The 16793-nt window shown below is 73.1% G+C and carries 14 protein-coding genes; 9 read left to right on the top strand and 5 right to left on the bottom strand.

Going from position 1 to position 16793, the window contains the following annotated elements; genetic code table 11:
- Positions 1–11 precede the first annotated feature (11 nt).
- Both F2B26_RS02385 and F2B26_RS02380 read left to right on the top strand, forming a co-directional pair.
- On the top strand, positions 12–1067 hold the full coding sequence (locus F2B26_RS02385) for a glycosyltransferase family 2 protein (RefSeq protein ID WP_328698645.1): 1056 nt from the start codon (positions 12–14) through the stop codon (positions 1065–1067).
- The gene (locus F2B26_RS02380; protein WP_328698644.1) at positions 1037–2653 is read left to right on the top strand and encodes an oligosaccharide flippase family protein; all 1617 of its coding nucleotides are present in this window, start codon (positions 1037–1039) and stop codon (positions 2651–2653) included. Before F2B26_RS02385 ends, F2B26_RS02380 begins: the two co-directional genes overlap by 31 nt.
- On the opposite strand, the gene F2B26_RS02375 is transcribed toward F2B26_RS02380, so the two are convergent.
- From F2B26_RS02375 to F2B26_RS02360, 4 genes are read right to left on the bottom strand one after another with little or no spacing between them, the layout of a single operon-like run.
- A complete protein-coding gene (locus F2B26_RS02375; RefSeq protein WP_159806028.1) occupies positions 2642–4018 on the bottom strand; it encodes a glycosyltransferase in 1377 nt (458 codons plus the stop codon). The two genes, F2B26_RS02380 and F2B26_RS02375, sit on opposite strands and share 12 nt — an antisense overlap.
- On the bottom strand, positions 4015–5190 hold the full coding sequence (locus F2B26_RS02370) for a glycosyltransferase (RefSeq protein ID WP_159806026.1): 1176 nt from the start codon (positions 5188–5190) through the stop codon (positions 4015–4017). Before F2B26_RS02370 ends, F2B26_RS02375 begins: the two co-directional genes overlap by 4 nt.
- Positions 5187–6578 (bottom strand): O-antigen ligase family protein, encoded by a 1392-nt coding sequence (locus F2B26_RS02365; RefSeq protein WP_159806024.1) that lies wholly within the window; start codon positions 6576–6578, stop codon positions 5187–5189. The genes F2B26_RS02370 and F2B26_RS02365 overlap by 4 nt, the downstream gene beginning before the upstream one ends.
- On the bottom strand, positions 6575–7468 hold the full coding sequence (locus tag F2B26_RS02360; protein ID WP_159806022.1) for a Wzz/FepE/Etk N-terminal domain-containing protein: 894 nt from the start codon (positions 7466–7468) through the stop codon (positions 6575–6577). Before F2B26_RS02360 ends, F2B26_RS02365 begins: the two co-directional genes overlap by 4 nt.
- 105 nt (positions 7469–7573) lie before the next feature.
- On the opposite strand from F2B26_RS02360, the gene F2B26_RS02355 reads away from it, so the two are divergent.
- The 3 genes from F2B26_RS02355 (at position 7574) to F2B26_RS02345 (ending at position 11825) form a co-directional block, all read left to right on the top strand.
- Positions 7574–8230, top strand: coding sequence for a hypothetical protein (locus F2B26_RS02355; protein ID WP_159806020.1), 657 nt, complete (start codon positions 7574–7576; stop codon positions 8228–8230).
- Between the two features lie 140 nt (positions 8231–8370).
- The gene (locus F2B26_RS02350; RefSeq protein ID WP_159806018.1) at positions 8371–9900 is read left to right on the top strand and encodes a DUF4082 domain-containing protein; all 1530 of its coding nucleotides are present in this window, start codon (positions 8371–8373) and stop codon (positions 9898–9900) included.
- Positions 9901–10124: 224 nt separating this feature from the next.
- Entirely contained in the window at positions 10125–11825 is a 1701-nt protein-coding gene (locus tag F2B26_RS02345; RefSeq protein WP_159806016.1) for a right-handed parallel beta-helix repeat-containing protein, read from the top strand.
- 52 nt (positions 11826–11877) lie between these two features.
- On the opposite strand, the gene F2B26_RS02340 is transcribed toward F2B26_RS02345, so the two are convergent.
- Complete coding sequence (locus F2B26_RS02340; RefSeq protein ID WP_159806014.1) at positions 11878–12615, bottom strand: polysaccharide deacetylase family protein; 738 nt, start codon at positions 12613–12615, stop codon at positions 11878–11880.
- Positions 12616–12714: 99 nt separating this feature from the next.
- On the opposite strand from F2B26_RS02340, the gene F2B26_RS02335 reads away from it, so the two are divergent.
- The 4 genes from F2B26_RS02335 to F2B26_RS02320 all read left to right on the top strand — a co-directional run.
- Positions 12715–13869 carry a glycosyltransferase family 4 protein gene (locus tag F2B26_RS02335; protein WP_159806012.1) on the top strand — a complete coding sequence of 385 codons (1155 nt, stop codon included), beginning with the start codon at positions 12715–12717 and terminating at the stop codon, positions 13867–13869.
- A 154-nt stretch (positions 13870–14023) separates the two neighbouring features.
- Entirely contained in the window at positions 14024–14569 is a 546-nt protein-coding gene (locus F2B26_RS17620; protein WP_328698643.1) for an acyltransferase, read from the top strand.
- The gene (locus F2B26_RS02325) at positions 14566–15495 is read left to right on the top strand and encodes a glycosyltransferase family 2 protein (RefSeq protein ID WP_159806010.1); all 930 of its coding nucleotides are present in this window, start codon (positions 14566–14568) and stop codon (positions 15493–15495) included. Before F2B26_RS17620 ends, F2B26_RS02325 begins: the two co-directional genes overlap by 4 nt.
- 64 nt (positions 15496–15559) lie before the next feature.
- On the top strand, positions 15560–16793 hold a 1234-nt coding region (locus F2B26_RS02320), incomplete at its 3' end, for a glycosyltransferase family 4 protein (RefSeq protein WP_159806008.1).

Raw genomic sequence — 16793 nt, 5'->3', positions numbered from 1 at the left:
GGGGGTGGGGCGTGAGAGCGCGACGACCAGTCTCGTTGGTTCGTGCGCCGCTGGTCGAGGTGGTGGTCCCCTGCTACAACTACGGGCGCTTCCTTCCTGACTGCGTCGACAGCGTGCTCGGTCAGTCTGGTGTCCAGGTTCGGGTGACGGTCGTCGATGACGCGTCGACCGACGACTCCGCGCAGGTAGCACGACGAATCGTCGACGCGGATCCTCGGGTTCGGCTGATCCGTCACGAGACGAATGCCGGGCACATCGCGACGTACAACGACGGGCTCGCCCAGGTGGACTCCGACTACGTGGTTCTGCTCTCAGCCGACGACCTGCTCGCGCCGGGCGCTCTCGCCCGCGCGGGTGCTCTGCTCGAGGCGCACCCCTCGGTCGGCCTGGCCTACGGGCGCCCGCGTGACTTCCAGGGAGCACCCCCGGGGTTCCGCCCCCGCGCCGTCGACTGGTCGTTGTGGCAGGGCTCCCGGTGGATCGAGCTCCAGTTCAAGAGAGGGAACAGCGCGCTCTTCAGCCCCGAGGCGGTGGTCCGCACGAGCGTGCAGCACGCGGTGGGCTACTACGACCCGAGGCAGCCGCACGCTGGCGATGTGGACATGTGGCTGAGGATCGCGTCGGTAAGCGACGTCGGTCACGTCAACGGACCGGATCACGCCTTCCGACGGGTTCACGGGGCGGCCATGTCGCAGAACCACTTCGCCACCATGGTCGGTGACGTGGGGCAACGGGTCGAGGCCTACCGAGCGCACCTCGGGCGGCTGGATCCCGGGCCGGCTCGAGACCACCTCGAAGCGGTCATGATCGACCGCGCCGTCGAGGAGGCCCTGTCATGGGTGATCGGCCGGGTCCGAGACGGGGCGCCGCTCGCCGAGGTGGAGCCGGCCGTGCAGTTTGTCCATGAGCTCGACCCGAGGGTCGAGCGCCGCGGCGGCTGGCGTGCCTTTCGTGCCATCGCCGACGGGGGGTCCCCGTGGCACCTCGGTGCGGCTTGGACGTGGCGGCACTCGGCTGACCTGCGGGACCGTCTTCGATGGCGGACATGGAATCGATGGGGCATGTGAGCGGCGTGTGGCGGCGCCGTCGGCGCGAGGGCCTCGCGGCGGCACCCGATGCGGAGCACGTCCGTGATGCGGCGGTGGAGTCTGGTGGACTAGGCGGGGCCGCCACGCGCGGCGTCCTGTGGATGACCGTGCAGAAGTGGATCACTCGGCTCGGTGGCCTCGCGACTGTCGCGTTGCTGACTCGTGTGCTCGATCCGGCGGACTTCGGCACCGTCTCCGCGGCCATGTCCGTGCTGCCGATGGTGTACCTGCTGAGCGATGTCGGTCTGTCGACCTATGTCGTCCAGGTCGACGCGCCCAGCGAACGAGCCCTGAGAACCGCCTTCTGGTTCAGCCTGGGCATGGGGGTCATCCTCTTCGCCGCGCTCTACCTGTGTGCGCCGTTGTTCGCGGCCGCGTTCGGCATCCCCGGGGTGACGACGGCGCTGCGCTGGATGGCACCTGCGATCCTCATGGTCTCGCTGTCGTCGGTCTCGATCGCGCTCCTGAGGCGCCGCCTGATGTTCCGTGAGCTGGCGCAGCAGACCGCGGTCGCGAGTCTCGCCGCCCAGGTGGTCGCGGTCGTGCTCGCACTCAATGGGGCGGGTGTCGGTGCCCTGGTCGGGCAGCTGCTCGTCTCGATGGGCGTGGGCTCCGTCCTCGCGATCGTGCGGGCGCGCTGGTGGCCACGATGGGGCTTCTCGCTGATCGACCTCCGAGTCATGGCGGGGTTCGGAAGCCAGGTCGTCGTCGTCGAGCTCGTGGCGGTGGCACGTGCGTGGGGCGAGACCGCGATCATCGCGTCGGTTCTCGGTGCGACGGGGCTGGGATACCTGAGCATCGCCAAGAAGCTCATCGAGACGGTCCAGGACCTCAGTGCCTCGGCGATCTTCCCGGTCGCCACGGTGGTCTTTGCCAAGACGCGCGAGGACGTCGAGCACCTTCGGTCGGCTTATCACCGTGCCCTGTCCGCGTGCTACACGACGGTGTCGCTTCCGTTGGGGCTTGTTGTCGCCGCTGGCCCGCTCATCGTCCCGGTGCTCTTCGGCGGCGGGTGGGGCACAAGCGCAGGTGTCGCGCAGGTGCTCGCCCTCGCCGCCGTGTTCACCATGGGCGCCACGCTCGACCACGGGCTCTTCTACGGTGTGGGCAAGCCCGGCAATTGGCTCTGGTACTCGGTCGTGATCGACGGTCTCACGCTGGCGGTCACGGCGCTCACCGTGCGGTGGGGCCTGCTCGGTGTCGCATGCGGGTTCGCTCTGGTCGCGTTCGGCGCGACGGTCCTGCGCTGGTTCCTCGTGGCGAGGCTGCTCGAGACCAGGGCTACGAACATCGCGACGCCGCTGGTGCGCGCCGCGCCGATCATGATCGGCAGCACCGCGGTCGGGCTGCTGGTGGTGGTGCTGACATCGGGCTTCGACGACCTGCTCCGCCTCGTGCTGGTCGGAGTGGCGATGTCCCTGGTCCAGGTCGTGCTCGCGATTCTCGTCGAACCCGCCGTCGCCGTGGACCTGCTGCGCGGGCTGCGGGTCGGGCGGATCGCGCCGGGCCTCGTCGCGCGCGTGGAGGCCAGGCTGCCGGCCACCGCGGCAGCCTCAGAGGGCTGATCCGGCCGCTGCCGCCAGCACAGCGGCGTGCGCCCGTGCCATCGCGTCGACCGCAGCCGACACCTGCTCGTCGCGCAGGGGGCTGCGCCGGTCCAGGTCGTGGGGGCCGACCCTGAGCAGGGCGGCGCGCAGCGCGGGCACGTTGACCTGCGACGTGGCGCGGCGGGCCCGGGCCAGCACACGCGGGTCGAGACCCGCCGTCGGCCCCGCGGGGTTGGGGACGACGACGCCGTGACCGGCGGAGACGAGCTCGACGGCACCCCCGACATCGGCGATGACGAGCGGCAGGCCGACGGTCACCGCCTCGGAGCCCACCACCGGCCAGCCCTCGAAGAAGGAGTCGAGCAGCAGACCGTCCGCGGCCGCCAGCAGCATCGAGGTGTCGCTGTTGCCGAGCAGGTGCACCCGGTCCCGCATCGGCCCGGCACGGCGGACCGCATCGGCACGGCGGTGCTCGACCCAGTCGGTCACCTCGCCCGCGATGACGAGGCGCAGCCGGTGCCGACCCGGGGTGGCGGCGAGGGAGTGGAACGCCGCGACCGTGCCCGGCAGGTTCTTCTGCGCGTCGTAGCGGGCGGGGCAGACCAGGACCGTCTCGGTGGCGAGCTCGACGCCCAAGAACCTGCCGAGCAGCTCACGCGCCTGGTCCCGGTCCGCCGAGGTGCGCACGGACCCGACGGGAGCCGCGTTCGGCACGACGGACCAGGCGGTGGCGGTCTCGCACGGCAGGTGCGCACGGTAGTAGTCACGCACCGCGGCGCTCACCGCGACCGCCTGGGGGGAGTGGTCGAGCAGCTCGGCGGCGGCGCGCCAGTCCTCGCCCGTGTTGTAGACCTCGGTGTTGTGCACCACCGGGACGAGCGGCAGGCCGCTGCGCCGGGCGGCTGCGACGAGGAACGGCGGCGCATTGTGCAGCTGGAGCACGTCCGCCCCGATCGCTTGGAACGTCGCGGCAGCCCGCTCAGCGGTGGTGACCACCTCGACCTGGGCCCCGGACGTCCGCAGGGTGGCCGCCGTCCGGCCGAGCTGGGTGCAGACGACCGTGCAGCGGACCGCCTCGTGGGGCAGCCGTTCGGTGAGCATCGCGACCACCGCCTCGACCCCGCCGACGTCGAGGCGGCCGGTGACGAGCCCGACGTGCAGCCGGGGAGCCGGAACCGGCCGCTCGGGGCCGGACGCGGGCGTGGCCGTGGCCGGGGCCGGGGCCGGGGTCACCGGGCGGAACCCGGCGGGTTGGTCGCCGCCCAGGACGCGTGCGGCGACCGGGGTGACGTAGCCGTACCGCCAGCCGGCGGGCAGCAGGTCGACGGCCGCGACCACCCCCCGGTACGCCGCGGCCGCGAACCGGGCCGCCGCGGCGCTCACCGCCCACCACCGGGGCTCGGAGCGGTCGCGTCGATGACGGTCAGCAGCTGGTCGGCCCGCACCTGCCAGGAGTGTTCGGCCGCGTAGGCGCGGCGACGGTCCGCCGCCGCCGGGTCGGCAGGTCGGTGCAGCGCAGCGAGGGTCGCGTCGGCGAACTCGGTGGGCGTCGTGCACAGGGCGACGAGGTCCGGGGGGATCGTCCGCGCGGCCGGCAGGTCGGTGACGACCGCGGGTCGGCCGGCCGCCAGGTACTCGAGGGTCTTGAGCGGGTGGCTCGCGCGGTTGAACGCCGTGTCCACGTAGGGGGTGAGCCCGACGGTGGTGAGCCGCAGGTAGCCCGGCAGCTCGTGCGCGGCGCGCGGACCGGTCCACTGCACGTTCTCGTGGGCGAGCAGCTCGTCGAGGCCCTCGAGCGAGGAGACGACGGGCTGGGGGCCGACCAGCAGCAGCGAGGCCCCGGTCCGCGCCACCGCGAGCAGCGCCTGCAGGTCGATCCGGGCCGAGACATGCCCGATGAAGGTCGCGACCGGGGGTGGCAGCCGGACGTCCTGCGCGGCCGGCACCTGGTCGCAGGTGGCCAGGAGCGGCGCGTCGACACCGTTCGGCAGCACGTGGGTCGGCACCCCGTGCGCCTGCAGCCGTCGGGCCAGCACGGGCGACACGGCCGCGACCACGTCGCACCGCGCCAGCTGATGCCGTTCGTCCTGCTCGACGACGGTCCGGTCGAGGCCCATGAGCTCGGCGCCGGCCACCCAGTCGTCGGTCGCCCACAGCACGTGCGGCGCTGTCGGCAGTGCGCCGAACACGTCGTCCAGCGACGCCACGACCAGGGCGGACGGGGTCAGCCCGAGCCGGCGGACGGCTCGTCGGATGGTGGTGCGTGTCACGGCGAGGGCCAGTCGGCGCAGCCCTGGCCGGGTGACCCCGGGCGGGGCCAGCGGTGTGACCCGGCTCAGCCCGGGCGCGACCTCACGCAGACCGGGGTGCCGGACGGCGTCGCGCAGGTGCGGTTTGCGCAGGGGCGTGAGCACCGACAGCGGTGGGTCGACGAACAGCACGTGCGTGCGGGTGCTCAGCGCCTGGGCCATGTGCTTCTCCGACATGGCCGCGTCGTCCCAGGACACCCCGGAGGCGAGCACGACGAGGCCGCCGTCACGTCGTCGCGCGCTCATCGGCGTCCCAGGCCGGGGCGCCGGGCGCCGGCGATCACCATCCGGATCGGCGCGGTGACCGCATCGGGCTCGTTCGCCGCCTGGATCCACGGCGGACGGTTCTCCTCGTCGATCATCCGGGCGAGCGCGCCGAGCAGCCCGAGCGCGGCGAACAGGAGCCCGCCCACCTGCGGGAACCCGAACGCGTCGAACGTCGCGCAGGCCGCCGCCGCGGCGACGACGGTGGCCAGCAGGCTCATCGCCAGGCTCCGGTCGGGGCTGCCCGACGGGACCATGCGGAAGACCCGCCGGGTCACGACGACACCGGTGACGAGCAGCACGACGAACGAGCAGAGCCCCACGGCGCCGATCTCGACGAGCATCCCGAGGTACTGGTTGTCGAGGATGCGGTACCGCGGCAGGAAGGTGCCGAAGCCGCGTCCGAACAGCGGGCTGAGACCGGCGAAGTGCAGTGCGATGTCGTAGGAGTTGACCCGGGACTGGGCGCTCGTGTCACCGGAGATCCCGGTGAACAGCCTGGTCATGGTGCCGATCAGGCCGGGGACCGTCACATAGACCGCACCGATGCCGGCGATCAGTGCGACGTACCCGGCGCGCCGCCGCGACCGCGTCCACGTCGGCATGATGAGCAGCAGGACCAGCCCGAGCCCGATGAGTGCCGACCGCGACATGGCGATCGGCACGGCGGCGGACAGCAGCACGACGGGCGTCCAGCGCCGGACCCGCGACCGCGCCGTGTCGTGGAACGCCAGGTGCAGCGCGATCGGCAGCACCATGGCCATGAGGACGCCGAACTCGATGGGGTGGGTGGAGGTGCCTGCGACCCGCTCGAACCCGTTGCGGCTGTAGATCGTGCTGTAGGACCCGTTGATCGACAGGCCCGGGATGGACAGCCGGGTGACGAGCGGGTCCCCGGTGAAGTACTGCACGAGGCCCACCGCCGCCGCGACGGCGCCGCCGAGGCAGATCGTGCGCAGCACCTGGGTGAGGCCGCGCCGGGTCCGCAGCAGGTCCGACGCCGTGAGGAGCACCCCGCCCCAGGACATGACGAGCAGCATGCCGCGATCGGCCGCGGACAGCTCGATCGACTCGATCGGCCTGCTCACGGCCATGAGGTAGGAGACCAGGCACGCGACGGCGAAGGCGAGGTACGCCCACCGGATCGGGTCGGCCGCCGAGCGCTCGACGGCCCGGACGGTCATGACCGTGACGAACCAGGCGACCGCGGCGAGCATGCCGAGGATCTGCGCCGGGCTGCCGACCGCGCCCAGGGCGCCCACGACGAGCTTGGCGGGCAGGACGAGCAGGAGCAGGGCCCACGCCCTGAGCAGGAGGGCAGCTTGTGAGCGAGACTCGGACGGCAGGTCGGACGCGATCCGGCCGGTCATTGCGTGCCCTTCACCCCCCGGAAGGGGGTCGCGTCGGAGTCGTCCGCCGGTGGCACGACGGGGCCGTAGGACGGCTGGCTGATGAGCTCCTCGAGCTGGGCCACGCCACCCACCGGCGTCTCGTCCGACGAGCCGCCGGGGCGGGGCGGGACCCGCCGCCGCTTGGACCGGGGGTCGGCGGGTGCCGAGGCCGTGCCCTTCGGGCGGCTCGGCTCGGGGCGTGGGCCCGGCCCCGCGCCCGGGACCGGCGTGGACCCCGTGCCGGCGGAGCGGCCCGGCGTGCGGCGGCGTGGCGTGCGGCTGAGCAACCAGCGGTCCAGCAGGCCGACGCCGAGCAAGGTGGCGCCGAGGCCGCCGCCCACGACGAGGAGCAGCGCCCGCTGCTGGCTCTTGGTGTCGACGGTGGGCTCGGTCTCCCGTGCGATCTCGAGCACGTCGATCATCGCGGCGTTGGAGACCCCGATGTCGACCTGGAGCTGCTTCATCGAGACCGGCGCCTGGGCCACGACCGTGTCCAGCACGTCGTTCGCCCCGGCCGCCGTGACGTCGCTGGCCGTGACCACCAGGAGCGGCCCCGAGGCGTCGGTGTCGCGGGCCACGTCGTAGGTCCGGGTCCCGCCACCGGGGGCGACCTGCTCGTGGAACGAGGAGTAGTTGAGGGCGCGCACGAGCACGTCGGCCGCCGGGTTGAGCCCGCCGATCGACAGGAACGGGTTGGAGCCCGGGTCCTGGGTGAGGCTCGGCGGCACGAGGACGAGCGAGGCCTGGACCTGGTAGCGGGCGGGGATGCTGGCCTGCACGAGGTATGCCGCAGCGGCGGTCGCGACGAGGCACAGTGCCGTCACCCAGGCGCGACGTCGCAGCTGGGCGAGGAGGTACCGCAGATCCATCGGGGCGCTCCTGTGTCTCGGCCGAGCTCGGGACCCGGCGGGCGCCCTGCGCCCCGTTCAGCATAGGCTCGTAGGTCTCAGGTCCGACGTGGAGATCCAGGTGAAATGACGGGTCGATCCGGTGAACGCCGCCGCCGGCTCCTGCTGCTGGTGCGGCCGTGGCACGTCTTCGTGCTGGTCGCGGCCCTGACCGCGGGCTCCGGGCTGGTGCTGCTGCACGGGCAGGAGCGGCTCGTCGTGGGCCGGGTGCGGGTGGTTCTGCTGCCTCCGCTCGGTGCCTCGCCGAACGCGCTGGTGGAGTCGACCAGCTCGCTGCTCGCCTCGGCCGGTGTCATCACGAGGACCGTGTCGGGGTTCCCGGAGTGGGCGACGGCGGACCCTGGCGTCACCCTGGCGAGCCAGGGGGTGCTGGCCGGGTACCAGATCAGGCAGCCCGACCAGGGGAGCCAGTGGGTGCACGAGTTCAACGACACGGCACTGGACGTGCAGTCGGTGGGGCGGACCCAGGTCGAGGCGGCCCAGCAGATGTCGGCGGGGCTGGACTACCTCAGCCGGAACATCACCCGTCTCGAGGACGACTGGGGGGTCCAGGCCAACCAGCGCCTGCGGATCAGCCTGAGCCCCTCGCTCCCGGTCTACGAGACCCAGAAGGGCAGCCGGGTCCGCCTCCTCGGTGCGGTGACCGCGCTCGGGGGTGCCGTCGGGGCCGGGGCGCTGACGGCGCTCACCGGGTGGCGTCGGCGGATCGGCGTGCCGCTCTGAGGCGTGGCCGAGCCTCGACGTTGCTCCGTTCGGATGATACAAATGTCACGGAACGATAAACGACCACGGATGCCACGCGCATCCATGGCCGCCCTGCAGGCCCGGGTGGCTTCCCCGGTCGCCGTCAGGAGGACCAGCACATGGCCCAGCACCGTCCGGCACGACGCATGCACCTCATCCCCAGGTACGCGGGCAAGGGGCCCTTCACCCTCAGATGGGCCGCCCTGGCCGTGGCCGTCGTCGTGCTCGTCTCCGGTGCGACGGTGCTCACCGCGACGCCCTCGGACGCCGGTGTGACGATGTGGGGCCACGGGGCCCCGGTGCGCACGACGGTCGTCGACGCGGGCGCGCCGCTCACCGTGGGCACCCGGTTCGTGCCGAGCACCTCGGGCGCCGTGGTCGGGGTGCGCTACTGGAAGCAGACCGCTGACCGCGCTGCGCACGAGGGCACGTTGTGGTCCGAGGACGGGACCCTGCTCGCCAGCGTGAGCTTCGAGGACGAGACCGCGAGCGGCTGGCAGACGGCGTCCTTGGACCGTCCCGTCGCGGTGGCGGCGGGCGCGACCTACGTCGTCGCCTACACCTCGCCCGACGGCCGGTACGTGGCCACCTCGGACTTCGTCGGCCGTCCGGTCACGCCCGACCTGCAGGTCGACAACGACGATGCGGCGGTCACGACCGTCGGCGACGGACGGCGCTTCCCGCACCAGGGAGCGCCCCACCACCAGTACTGGGTCGACGTGGTCTTCTGCCCGGGTGCCGCGGGGAGCGCGACCTCGACCTCGTCGGCGACCGCCCGCTCCACGGCGACGCCGACCCCCACGCCGACGCCGACCTCCGCGGTGACGTCGACCCCGACGCCCACCGCCGCGCCGACCCCCACCGCGACAGCGACCCGCAAGCCCGCCCGGCCGACCACCGCACCGGCACCGGCGCCTGCAGTCCCTGCCCCGACGAACCCGAAGCCTGGGCCGGGCAACACCGGGGTCCCCGCCGGCACCCAGCTCACCCCGTCCGACGGGATGACGGTGAGCACGCCCGGGGCGGTGCTCGACGGGCTCGACATCAGCGGCACCGTCGTCATCAGCGCGCCGGGCGTGACGATCCGCAACTCCCGGATCTCGGGTGACGGCTTCTACGGGGTCCAGGTCGTTTGGGGGTCGGTGACGATCACCGACTCCGAGATCTCCGGGTTCGAGAACGCGATCGCCGGCAACAGCTGGACCGCGCACCGGGTCGACATCCACGGGGTGACCGGGGACGGGGTGAAGCTCGGCAGCGACGTGACCCTGGACGCGAGCTGGATCCACGATCTCGACCCGGCCCCGGGTGCGCACGCCGACGGTGCGCAGATGCAGAACGGTGTGACGAACCTCGTGGTCACCGGCAACACGATCGACGTCGGGTCCGGTGCCAACTCGGCGATCTTCCTCGCCCCGGATCTCGGCCCGAGCAGCCCGGGCCCGGTCTCCGTCAACGGCAACTGGCTCGACGGCGGTGGCTACGCGCTCTTCTGCGTCGACGGTGCGGACGGTCGGTACCTCGTGGGCAACATCTCGATCACCAACAACCGCTTCGGCGACGAGTCGCGCTACGGACCGGTGCGGATCACCGTCCCGGTGACGTTCTCGGGGAACGTCGACGCCTCCGGGGCACCGGTCAGCGACTGACCTGCACGACTGCGCCTCGGGTCGGCACCGCCGACCCCCGGCGACCCGTCGCCACCGGGCACCCCTGAGACTGTGGACAGTCGCGGATCGCGTCGTCCCTGTTCGGGGCGACCTCGTCTGGGCGCCCGGGCGCTTGCTCACCCAACTGGGTGACACTGCTCCAGGTCCCATCATGGCAGGGCCTCGGTCGCGTCGATCTGACTCTCGACGATGACCGAGAGGACGTGAACGCCATGCGAAGCGACAAGGTACGGATCCAGCGGGTGCCTCGACTGGCAGCCGCGATGGTGGGTGCCGCGGTGGGGCTCGCAGCGATCCCGGTGGCGCAGGCGCAGAGCGCGGCAGCCGCGACGGGAACGACCGTGACCTCGGCGTCGGCGGTCTCGCGCGCGCCGTCGCGGACGGTGCCGATCTCGACGGTCTCGACCTCCGGGGCGGCTGTCCTCGCGCTCGCTGTTGCGGCGGACGGGCCCGCTGGTGGGAGCCAGAGCGTCGCCTCGGTGAGCGGCTGCAACCTCAAGTGGACGCTGACCAAGCGGGCCAACAAGGTCGGCGGTACGGCCGAGGTCTGGACCGCGAGCGCGAAGTCCGCCCTGCCGCTGTGCGCCCCGGTGGCGTCGTTGAAGCTCGGCGGGTACTACAGCTCGAGCACGCTCTACGCCGTCACCAACGCGGCTCTGGCCTCGTCCTCGGGCACGTCGTCCACGGTGACGGCAGCGGCCGGGGTGTCGACGGTCACGGCGCCGGGCGACATCGTCCTGGGTGTCGGCAACGACTGGTCGGCCGCGGCTGGTCGGACGGTTCTGTCCGGTCAGACCCTGCAGGCCCAGTACCTGGTGCCGGCGGGTGACACCTACTGGTTCCAGTCGGCCCCGGCATCGGCGGGAACCTCGACCCTGATCGGGACCAACGCGCCGAAGCCGACACGCTGGAGCTACGTGGCGATCGCGCTGCGGCCCACCGGCACGACGCCGGCCCCGACGCCGACCCCGACCCCGACGCCGACGGCCACGCCGACCCCGACCCCGACGCCGACGGCCACGCCGACGCCGACGCCGACGCCGACGGTCACCCCGACCCCGACGCCGACGGTCACCCCGACCCCGACGCCGACGGTCACCCCGACCCCGACGCCGACCCCGACGGTCACCCCGACCCCGACGCCGACCCCGACGGCCACGCCGACCCCGACCCCGACCTCGAGCACCGGTTTCCCCGACGCCTCGACGACCGGGGTTCCCGCAGGGACCTCGCTCAAGGCCTCCGGCCCGCTCACGGTGACGACGCCCAACCAGGTGATCGACGGCCTCGACATCTCCGGTGCGGTGACGATCAACGCCTCCGGTGTCGTCATCAGGAACTCGCGGATCCACGGCTCGGGCTCAGGTGACGGCGTGCGGGTCGTCTCGGGCTCCGTGACGGTCCAGGACAGCGAGATCTACGGCTTCGAGAACGGCATCGGGTACTCCAACTGGACCGCGCTGCGGGTCAACATCCACGGGACCACGGGTGACGGGGTCAAGCTCGGTTCGAACACGACCCTGCAGGACAGCTGGATCCACGACCTGACCCCGGCCGCCGGTGCCCACTCCGACGGCGGGCAGATGCAGTCCGGCGTCACCAACCTCGTCGTGCGGCACAACCGGATCGACCTGGCCAACAGCGCGAGCACGAACTCCGCCCTGTTCCTCGCCCCTGACCTGGGGCCGAGCACGGTGGGACCGGTCCTGGTCGAGAAGAACTACCTGTCCGGCGGCAACTTCACCGTCTTCGTGGTGGACGGGAACAACGGCCAGTACATCGTGCAGAACATCACGGTGCGGGACAACACGTTCGGTGACTCGTCGTACGGCTCGGCCCGGGTGAACGTGCCCGTGACCTGGTCGGGCAACGTGGCGACGAGCGGCGCCGCGATCAGCTACTAGCAGCAGCACGGGTGGGCGCGGTGACCTCAGGTCACCGCGCCCACCCGTGCGTTCAGCGGAACCAGGCGGTCCGACGCGCCCGGCGGGCGAGGTCGCCCACGGTGACCGGCCGCAGCCCCCGGCCGCCCAGGTCCGTGAGCACGCGCTCGACCATCTCGACCCGGTCCAGGTGCGACTCGACCGGCTCGCCCGCCGGGCCCGGCTCGAGACGCTCGTGCAGCAGCAGCACACCGCCTCCGGCGAGTCGCACGTGCGCCAGCTCGACGACCGCCGCCACGTCGAGGTCCTCCCAGTCGGCCGCATCGGCCGACCAGACGACCACGTCCAGACCGGCCCTGCGCGCGGCAGCCCAGGACCTCACCGACTGCTTGCCGTAGGGCGGGCGGTACCAGTGCACCGGGACCTGCGCCACGGCCTCCAGCCGGGCCTTGGCCTCGCGCAGGTAGCGGTAGGCCCCACGGTGCCCCATCGGCGGCAGCGGACGGTGGTCGAGGCCGTGCAGGGCGATCTCGTGCCCCGCCTCGACCACGGCCCGCACGAGGTCGGGGTGCTGCTCGGCCTGCTTCACCAGGAGGAAGAAGGTGCACCGGACCTCGTGCCGGGCGAGCAGCTCGAGCAGCGGCGGGGTCACCGACGGTTCGGGCCCGTCGTCGAAGGTGACCGCGACCTGGCTGAGGTCGTGCCCGCCCGCGACGGACGAGACCGGGGCCAGCACGAGGTCCGCGACGCGTCGGGCCCGTCGTCGAGCCCCAGGTCCGAGCAGCGTGAGCGGGCCGGGCAGGTCTCGCACGGCGCGGTGTCCCTTCCGTCGGTCGGTGGCGCGCCCTATCCTGCCCGAAGCCTCCAGCCCGCGCGGGCGCCCCGTCCGGGCCGGGCCTGAGAAGGGATCGTGACCGCGACCGTGACGTCGACGACCGAGGGCCACGCACGGCTCGGGTTCGCCTGCCACTGGACCGACCCGCGCCAGACGAGCTGGTCGGGCACCCCGTGGAACCTGCGCCTGGCGCTCGACGAGGTCGCCCAGGTGCAGGACGTCGAGGTCGGGCTGTCCGACCTCGAGCGTCAGGTGGCGCGGCTGGCGTCCGTCCGGCGGACCGCCGCCGGCTGGACCTCACCCTGGCGGCACGCCCCGACCACCCGTGCCGTGGTGGCCCGCCGGCTGCGCCGCGCCGCCGACCGCGCCGACATCGACGTGCTGCTCCAGATCCAGGACCTGGGCGTGACCGACGTCCCGTTCGCCGTGCTGCAGGACCTCAGCTATGCGCTCCTGCTCGACCTGTACGGACCCGGCGGGGTCCCGCACTTCCGCGCTCTGGGCCGTCACCGGATCGACGCCCTGCGCCGACGGCAGGACCAGGTCTACGAGCACGCCGCGATGCTGCTGCCGATGAGCCGCTGGCTCGCCGACAGCCTCGTCGCCCACGGGGTGGGCGCCGAGCGGGTGCGCGTCGTCAACCCGGGGGTCAACGTGCCCGTCGCGCTCGACGCGCCGGTCCCGGTGCGGCGCCAGGGGCCGGTCCGGCGGCTGCTGTTCGTCGGACGGGACTTCGACACCAAGGCCGGTCCGCAGGTGGTCGCGGCCTTCGAGCACCTGCGGGCGCACGGGGACGTGCCGGTCACGCTCACCGTGGCGGGACCCTCGACCTGGCCGCTGCGGTCGGCGCCACCGGACGGTGTCGAGTTCCTCGGCCGGGTCCCGTTCGACCAGGTCGGACGGCTCATGGACAGCCACGACCTGTTCGTCATGCCCTCGCTCATGGAGGGGTTCGGCATCGCGTTCGTCGAGGCCCTGCTGCGCGGGCTGCCGTGCGTGGCGCGCGACGCCTGCGCGATGCCGGAGATCCTCGGTGCGGACGGCGGACGGCTGGTGCGCTCGCAGGACCCGGTCGACCTGGCCGACGAGATCGTCCGCGCGCTGCAGGACGACGGCCTCTACGAGGCGTGCGCCCAGGCCGTCGACCGTCGCCGTCGCCACTACACCTGGCACCGGGCCGCGACCCAGGTGGTCGACGTCGCCGACGAGGTGCGCGCGCGGCGCGGGTGATGTTGGGCGCAGCGCTCGCCGCGCCGTCGCCCGCGCCACTACCGTGCGAGGCTGACGTGAGCGGGCACCACATCGGCGGGGAAGGGGCGACCATGCTGCGACGACGTGGGCTCGTCCTGCTCCGGGCCACCGGCGCGACACCTCGGTGGGGACGGTGAGCGCCCCGCGGGCCGGGGTTCTCGACCTGCTGCGCCCCTCGTCGCTGCTGCACCTGGTCAAGGTCGCCCGGTTCCACGTCTACAGCCATGCGCTGCCGCGTCGCGAGATCACCGCGGGCCCGGGCCTGCGCATGTCGCCCACCGCGAGCCTGCGCAACGGGTCGCGGATCGTGCTGGGCCGCGACGTGCACGTCGGTGAGCGCTGCTGCCTGTGGGCCGGCGACGCGACCGGGCGCATCAGCCTCGGGGACAACGCGCTGCTCGGGCCCGAGGTCTTCATCACCGCGAGCAACTACGCGACGAGGCCGGGCACGCCGATCATGGACCAGCCGCGCATCGAGCAGGACGTGAGCATCGGGGCCGATGTGTGGCTCGGTGCGCGGGTGACCGTCGTCGCCGGTGTGACCATCGGTGACGGCGCCGTCGTCGGGGCCGGCTCGGTCGTCACCCGGTCGCTGCCGGCCGGGTGCATCGCGGTCGGTGCACCGGCCCGGGTGGTCGCCTGGCGCGACGGCCGGCCGGTCGAGGACCCGCCCGCATGAGCGGTCCCGACGTGGATGTCGTCATCGTCTCCTACAACGGTGCCGCCTGGTTGGACCGGTGCCTGCGCGCGCTGCTCGACGAGGCCCCGGCCGCGGTGCCCACCCGGGTGGTGGTGGTCGACAACGGCTCGCAGGAGGAGACCCAGCGGGTGCTCGACGCCTGGTCCTCGCGGGTGGACGTGGACCGGGCGGGTACCAACCTGGGGTTCGGCCGTGCGGTCAACCGGGGTGTGGCCCAGGGGGCGGCGCCGGTGGTCGTGCTGCTCAACCCGGACGCCGTGGTCCAGCCGGGTTGTGTGGACGCGTTGCTGGGCGCCCTGCGGGAGCACCCGCGGGCCGGCCTTGTCGGCGGCAGGACCCTTCGCCCGGACGGTTCGCTCGACCCGTCGTCCTGCTGGGGACGGCCGACGCTGTGGAGCTGGTTCTGCGCCGCGACGGGGCTCACGGCACTGTTCCGGCGCAGCCGGCTCTTCGACCCGGAGTCGTTGGGCGGCTGGCAGCGGGACACCCCGCGCGAGGTCGACATCGTCACGGGCTGCCTGCTGGCGGTGCCCCGCCCGGTCTGGGAGGAGCTCGGCGGCTTCGACGAGCGCTACTTCATGTACGGCGAGGACGCCGATCTGAGCCTGCGGGCCCGGCGTCGGGGGTACGCCCCGCGGATCACGCCCGACGCGGTCGCCGTGCACGCGAACGGGGCCTCCTCACCGCGACGGGCGCACAAGCTCCGGCTCCTCATGACCGGGAAGGCGAGCCTGGCGCGGCTGACCTGGGGTCCGGTGCGTGCGCGCGCGGGTCTGCTGCTGCTCGCGGCCGGGGTGGTGGTCCGGGCCGGTGCGGAGCGGCTGCGCGGTCGCACCGAGCCCTGGGGGCCGCTCGCGGCCGACTGGACGTGGCTGCGTGGATGGCCGACAAAGGAGGACCGATGACGACGAGGCAGGGCGTGGTGCGGCGGCGGCACCAGGCGGTTCGCGAGCAGGCAGGTGGTCTGCGATGAGGGCCCCCCGCATCCTCATCATCGTGCAGAACCTGTCGGTGCCCCTCGACCGGCGGGTCTGGCTCGAGTGCCAGGCGCTCACCGCCGCGGGCTACGCGGTGAGCGTCATCTGCCCGCGCGGACCGGACGACGCCGACCACGAGGTGCTCGACGACGTCGAGATCTTCCGGTACGCGCCCGCCCCGCAGGCCACCGGTCTGGCGGGGTATGCGCTGGAGTTCGTGTACTCGTGGCTGCGCACGGCCGCGCTGTCCGTGCGGGTGCGCCGGTCCCGGGGCTTCGACGTGATCCAGGCGTGCAACCCACCGGACACCTACTGGCTGCTCGCCCTGCTGTGGCGGGTCGTGGCCCGCACCCGGTTCGTGTTCGACCACCACGACCTCAACCCCGAGCTGTTCCTGTCCCGGTTCGGTGCGCCGTCCGGTGCCTCGGCCCGCGCCCAGTACTCCGGTCTGCTCTGGCTGGAGCGCCGCACCTTCGCCGCGGCCGACCGGGTGATCTCCACGAACACCTCGTACCGGCGCATCGCGCTCGAGCGCGGGCACGTCCCGCCGCAGCACGCCGCCGTCGTGCGCTCCGGACCGGACACCGCCCGGATGCGGCCCGTCCAGCCGGCCGCCGACCACACGGGCGGACACCACCTCCTGGTCTACCTGGGCATCATGGGACCGCAGGACGACGTGCACGTCGTGCTCGAGGTGGTGCGCGAGCTGGTGCAGGTGCGCGGCCGGACCGATGTGCGCGCGGCCCTGCTCGGGTTCGGCGACTGCCTGGACGAGCTGCGCGCCCAGTGCACCCGGCTGGGTCTGGACGATGTCGTGGAGTTCACCGGACGGGTCGGGCCGGACCGCATCGCCGACTACCTGAGCGCCGCCTCGGTCGGGCTGTGCCCGGACCGCAAGACCCCGCTCAACGACCTGTCGACGATGAACAAGACGATGGAGTACATGGCCTACGCCGTGCCGGCCGTCTCGTTCGACCTCGTCGAGACGCGTGTCTCGGGCGGTGACACGTGCGCCTACGTGCCGTCGGGTGACGTGGCGGCGATGGCGGACGAGGTGGAGCGCCTGCTCGACGACACCGACGAGCGGGTGCGTCGCTCGCTGGCCGCCCGGCGGCGGGTGGCCGAGGAGCTCGACTGGCGCGCGCAGGCCCGGGTCTACGTCGGGGTGTACGACGAGCTGACCCGGCGCCCGGCGTCCCGCCCGACCCCCGCGGCCCCGGTCGCGC

The sequence above is a fragment of the Cellulomonas citrea genome, assembly GCF_009829685.1.
In the GTDB taxonomy this organism is placed as follows: Bacteria; Actinomycetota; Actinomycetes; order Actinomycetales; family Cellulomonadaceae; genus Cellulomonas; species Cellulomonas citrea.
This window is presented reverse-complemented; position numbering and strand designations above follow the sequence as displayed.

Bases quoted from the DNA above. Each gene is read 5' to 3' on its own strand.
- F2B26_RS02380 (WP_328698644.1), top strand. From the start codon at position 1,037: ATGGCGGACATGGAATCGATGGGGCATGTGAGCGGCGTGTGGCGGCGC.
- F2B26_RS02370 (WP_159806026.1), bottom strand. From the start codon at position 5,190: ATGAGCGCGCGACGACGTGACGGCGGCCTCGTCGTGCTCGCCTCCGGG.
- F2B26_RS02365 (WP_159806024.1), bottom strand. From the start codon at position 6,578: ATGACCGGCCGGATCGCGTCCGACCTGCCGTCCGAGTCTCGCTCACAA.
- F2B26_RS02360 (WP_159806022.1), bottom strand. From the start codon at position 7,468: ATGGATCTGCGGTACCTCCTCGCCCAGCTGCGACGTCGCGCCTGGGTG.
- F2B26_RS02355 (WP_159806020.1), top strand. From the start codon at position 7,574: ATGACGGGTCGATCCGGTGAACGCCGCCGCCGGCTCCTGCTGCTGGTG.
- F2B26_RS02350 (WP_159806018.1), top strand. From the start codon at position 8,371: ATGGCCCAGCACCGTCCGGCACGACGCATGCACCTCATCCCCAGGTAC.
- F2B26_RS02325 (WP_159806010.1), top strand. From the start codon at position 14,566: ATGAGCGGTCCCGACGTGGATGTCGTCATCGTCTCCTACAACGGTGCC.